Annotated in this window: 5 protein-coding genes and 1 pseudogene; 2 read left to right on the forward strand and 4 right to left on the reverse strand. The window is 75.5% G+C overall.

What is annotated here, in order from left to right:
* Nucleotides 1–154: 154 nt before the first annotated feature.
* Nucleotides 155–1,198: an SDR family oxidoreductase gene (locus ACZ5GT_RS40560; protein ID WP_469036931.1), complete on the reverse strand. Its 1,044-nt coding sequence runs from the start codon at nt 1,196–1,198 to the stop codon at nt 155–157.
* 6 nt (nt 1,199–1,204) lie between these two features.
* Nucleotides 1,205–1,825 (reverse strand): phage holin family protein, encoded by a 621-nt coding sequence (locus tag ACZ5GT_RS40565; RefSeq protein WP_469036922.1) that lies wholly within the window; start codon nt 1,823–1,825, stop codon nt 1,205–1,207.
* Between the two features lie 136 nt (nt 1,826–1,961).
* Here ACZ5GT_RS40565 and ACZ5GT_RS40570 point away from each other — a divergent pair, with 136 nt between their 5' ends.
* On the forward strand, nt 1,962–2,510 hold the full coding sequence (locus ACZ5GT_RS40570) for a hemerythrin domain-containing protein (protein ID WP_469036924.1): 549 nt from the start codon (nt 1,962–1,964) through the stop codon (nt 2,508–2,510).
* A gap of 3 nt (nt 2,511–2,513) precedes the next feature.
* Nucleotides 2,514–2,684: pseudogene (locus ACZ5GT_RS40575) on the forward strand (helix-turn-helix domain-containing protein); the annotation flags it as partial.
* A gap of 6 nt (nt 2,685–2,690) precedes the next feature.
* Here the strand turns inward: ACZ5GT_RS40575 and ACZ5GT_RS40580 are convergent.
* Nucleotides 2,691–4,067: an extracellular solute-binding protein gene (locus ACZ5GT_RS40580; RefSeq protein ID WP_469036926.1), complete on the reverse strand. Its 1,377-nt coding sequence runs from the start codon at nt 4,065–4,067 to the stop codon at nt 2,691–2,693.
* Between the two features lie 3 nt (nt 4,068–4,070).
* Nucleotides 4,071–4,511, reverse strand: a complete 441-nt coding sequence (locus ACZ5GT_RS40585; protein ID WP_469036929.1) for a class I SAM-dependent methyltransferase — start codon at nt 4,509–4,511, stop codon at nt 4,071–4,073.
* Nucleotides 4,512–4,617 lie beyond the last annotated feature (106 nt).

Genomic DNA, 4,617 nt, shown 5'->3' on the forward strand with positions numbered 1-4,617 from the left:
TTTCCTCCCTCCCCCCCCCCCCCTCCTCCCCCCCCCTCCCCCCCCCCCCCCCCCCCCCCCCCCCCCCCCCCCCCCCCCCCCCCCCCCCCCCCCCCCCCCCCCCCCCCCCCCCCCCCCCTCCTGTGTCACTCGTTGTCGCCCGTTGTCGCTCGTGTCATTTGTGGGCCTTGGCCCGGCGCAGACCGGCGGTGACCGCGGCGCCCAGGCCGCCGACGACCAGGCCGGCTCCCATCCGTCCCCGGTTGCGGGAGACCCAGTCCTGCGGGCTGTGCGCGATCGCCTGGTAGTCGAAGCGTCCGTGCGCCCCGTGGTCCCGGCCGTGCGGCCCGTCCACGGGCGTCCACAGGTTCGGCGGTCCGCCCTGCCCGCCCCGGTCCTGCTGGGAGTCGAAGCCGGTGCGGGCGAGGTAGCGGTCGAGCAGGCCGGGGACCACCGCGTTGGCGATCAGGGTGGCCGCCGTGGAGCCGCCGACCCAGTACTCGCGCCGCCGTCCGTGCGACGCGGCGTGCACGATCGCCCGCGCCGCCACCTCCGGCTGGTACACGGGCGCCACCGGCCGCGCCTGCCCCGGCATCCGGCTGAGCACCCAGTCGAACTGCGGGGTGTTGACGGCGGGCAGCTGCACCATCGTCGTACGGACCCCGCTGCGCGCGTGCAGCAGCTCGCAGCGCAGCGACTCGTTGAACCCCTGGATCGCGTGCTTGGCGCCGCAGTACGCCGACTGCAGCGGAATCCCGCGGTAGGCCAGCGCGGAGCCGACCTGCACGATCGTCCCCCGGTCGCGCGGCAGCATGTGCCGCAGCGCCGCCCGGGTGCCGAACACGTAGCCCAGGTACGTCACCTCGGTCACCCGGCGGAACTCGTCCGGGGTGATCTCGGTGAACGGCGCGAACACGCCCGCGAACGCGTCGTTGACCCACACGTCGATGTGCCCGAACACGTCGACGACCCGCTGGGCGGCGTCGTCGACGGCCTTGGCGTCCGCCATGTCCACCGGGACGACCAGCGCCTCGCCCCCGGCGCGCTGCACTTCGTCGGCGGCCCCGGCGAGTCCCTCGCGGCCCCGGGCCAGCAGGGCGACCCGGTCACCCCGGGCGGCGAAGGCCAGGGCCGTGGCCCGTCCCACGCCGCCGCTGGCCCCCGTCACGACGACCGTCCTGCGCCCCTTCGGCAGGGGTACGCCCCAACGCCCGCGCACCACGCGTCACGCCCTGTGGTGCGGCGGCTCGGGGTCGATGTCGTCCGGCCGGGGAGCCGGGGTGCCCGTGCCGGGTCCGGTGGGACCGGTTGCCGGCGGGCCCGACGCCCCGGCTCCGCCGCCCGGCGCCGCAGGCCACGAAGTCGGCGGCGAGACGGGCGGCGCGGCAGGCGGCGCCGACGGGTAGGAGGTGCCGGCCCCGCCGGCCGGGCTGCCCGGCGCGTGGCCGCCTGCGTGGCCGCCGGTGCCCCAGCCACGGCCCGCGGCCCGTCCGGCCGCGTGGGCCCCGTGCTGGGCGCCGTGCTGGGCCCCGTGCTCCGGAGCCTGCCGGGACGGGTGCGGCCGGGCGGCGGCGCGCAGCGCGTAGGCGACGGCTCCGAGGATCACGGCGGTGATCAGAGCGGCGACCCAGCCGGGCATGCCGAGGGCGAGGGCGAGGCCCACGGTGAGGGCGAGGGCAGCGCCGGCGTAGAGGGCGGCGGCGCCGGACGCCGCGTACAGCATCGCCGTACGCCGCTGCTTGCGAGTCTGTTCGCGCAGTTCGTCGCGCACGGTCTCGCGCGCCACCTGCGCCAGCTCGTCGACCAGGTGCTTGTCCAGATGCTCCAGATGATCCAAGCCTTCCATGGCCGCCGGGTACCCGCGCGCGCGTGCGCATAACGCCGTCCGACGCCGTCCGCACGGCGGCGAGGAGCCGCGTGCGCCCGCCCTCGCGTCGGGTACCCGCCCGCGGACCGGACGGCCCCCCGACAGGAGGAAGAGGATGACCCAGCGCACCGACGTGGTGGAACTGCTCGAGGCACAGCACGCGCGCATCCGGACACTGTTCGACGAGGTGGCGCGCAGCGCGGGCGAGGACCGCAGGCGGCACTTCCACGACCTGGTCCGGCTTCTCGCGGTGCACGAGACCGCCGAGGAGGAGGTCGTGCACCCCTTCGCCCGCAGCCACCTCGACGACGGCGAGACGATCGTCGGGGAGCGGATCGCGGAGGAGGAGAAGGCCAAGCAGGTTCTCGCTCTGCTGGAGGACATGGACACCGACTCGCCCGAGTTCCACGCCCGGTTCGCCGCGCTGCGCCGGGACGTGCTCGCACACGCCGACAACGAGGAGCGCTACGAGTTCGCGCGGCTCGCCGAGGTCGCCGACGAGGGTCGGCTGGAGTCGCTGGCCCGTGCCGTACGGGCCGCCGAAGCCCTGGCGCCCACCCGGCCGCACCCGGGTACCGACACGGCCCTGAAGAACGTGGCGGTGGGCCCGGTGGCGGCCGTCATCGACCGCACCCGCGACGCCATCCGCAAGGCGGTGGGCTAGCTCCTGACCGAGACCGGCCGCCTGCGCCCGGCCCGCTGTGCGGCCGAGGGGGGCCGGGCGCTCCGGCGGGCAGCCGGGCGCTTCCAGGTCTCGCCCACCACGGCCCGGCGGTGGGCCGACCGCCGCCGCAGGCACGGAGAGGCTGGTCCGGCGTCGGCGGAGCGGGCGGCCCGTCGCGTCTCAGGTCGTGCCGGGCTCCCGCTCCGACGTGCGCGGCGGCAGCCCGGTGGCGTCGGGTCGGCGCGCCGCGTGCCGTTCGGCGGTCCGCCTGTTGTGGTCGTCCAGCCGTCGCTGCGCCGTGACCGTCGCCCGCGCGAACCGCCGCACGGGGTCGGCGCCCTGCTCCAGCACGTCCCTCATCGCCTGGACCAGGTCGGCGTGCATGCCCCAGAGCTCACCGACCAGCGCGCCGGTCGCGGCCGGCGATCCGTCGGAGGCGCCGAGCTGCCTGCACGCCTCCAGATGGTGCGGCTTCTCGGCGAACCAGCCCTCTGCCTCCAGCAGGCGGTGGGAGCCGTGCGTCACCGGGATGAAACCGCTCGACTTGTGCCAGGCCGCGGCGGCCTCCGGATTGAGCAGGTACTGCAGGAACGCCAGCGCGCCGTCCTCCACCTCCGGCGACAGCCCGGCGGCCAGGAACAGGGAGTCGCCGCCCAGGACGTGGCCGGAGTACGGCACGGCGCCGTTGCGCGGCAAGCCGGTGGCGACGACCTCGATGCCCGCCTCCGCCCCGGCCGACACCACGGGCTGGGCCATCACCGAGGAGTTGCCGAGGAACGCCACCCGGCCCTCGACGAATGCCTCGAACGTGCCCGCCCAGTCCTGGGCCACGCCGGTGTGCAGGTACAGGCCGTCCTTGTGCAGCCGCTGCCACCAGGTGACCCAGGCCAGGAGTTCCTCCGAGGCCAGGTCCACCTTCCGGGCCCGGCCCGACCGGCCGTTGGCGTGGTCGACCAGCAGGCCGCCCTGCTGACACACGGCATCCTGGAAGAACCAGCCGTCGACAGCCCACGTGATGGCATGCGATGGACCGCCGTCCGCGCGCACGACGGCCCGGCAGGCGGCCTCCAACCCGGCCCAGTCCCGCGGCACCTCGGTGATTCCGGCCGCCCGCAGCATCGTCATGTTCGCGTACAGCAGGCCCGTGGAGACGCTGAACGGCATCGACACCAGCTCGCCGTCGTAGCTGTAGTAGCGGCGCGCGGTGTCGACCAGGTCGTCGAGGACCACCGGCTCGCCGAGGATCTCCCGGCGCCCGCCGACCGCCCGCTGCACCGGGGTGAACAGCGGCCCGCCGGTCGCGGCGACCGCGTCGCGGGCATGTTGGGTTTCGATGAAGAAGACGTCGACGAGCGCCGGAACGCGGCCCTGGTCCAGTACGCGGATGAAATCCTCGCGGCCGGTCTCGGTCCAGTACCGGTACGTCGAGACGCGGACCTCGTACTCGGGATGCGCCGCGCCGAACTCCGCGGCCCGCCGGCGCACCGGGTCCAGGAACCCCTCGAACGGGTGGTCGGCGAACAGTGCTTCGATGACGATCCGGCCATCGCCTCCCACGCCTCAGGCCTCCCGCTTCGCGGTGAGGAACACGAACGTTCCCGGACCGGACTCCTCGACCACGCTCAACCCGGCGGCGGCCAGCCAGGACCGGATCTCCTGCGGCTCGAACAGCAGGTACCCCTCGGGCCGGGCCGGGAAGATGTGCGAGCGCTGGAAGTAGCGGTACACCGGGTCGTCGGCCCAACGGAAGGTCATCAGGGTCAGCGTGCCGCCCGGCCTCAGGCAGCGGCCGATCTCGGCGATCGCCCGGGCCGCGTCCGGCATCGCCTGCAGGGCGTTCCAGCAGTTGACAGCGGCCAGGCCGGCGTCGGCGACGGGCAGTTCGAGGGCGTCGGCCCGGACCGCGGTCACCTGTGGCAGTCGGCCGCGCAGCCAGTGGAGCATGGCGTCGTTGAGGTCCAGGGCGATGACGCGGTCGGCGCCGACGGCGTCGGCGACCACCCAGGTCCAGGGGGGGGGGGGGGGGGGGAGGGGGAGGAGGGGGGGGGGGGGGTGGGGGGGGGGGGGACCCCCCCACCAGCGGGGTACGGGGGCACGCCTCCACCCC

It is taken from the genome of Streptomyces sp. NPDC031340 (assembly GCF_055569945.1).

Excerpts from the sequence above, each read along its gene's own strand:
- ACZ5GT_RS40570 (WP_469036924.1), top strand. The coding sequence starts at position 1,962 with ATGACCCAGCGCACCGACGTGGTGGAACTGCTCGAGGCACAGCACGCG.
- ACZ5GT_RS40565 (WP_469036922.1), bottom strand. The coding sequence starts at position 1,825 with ATGGAAGGCTTGGATCATCTGGAGCATCTGGACAAGCACCTGGTCGAC.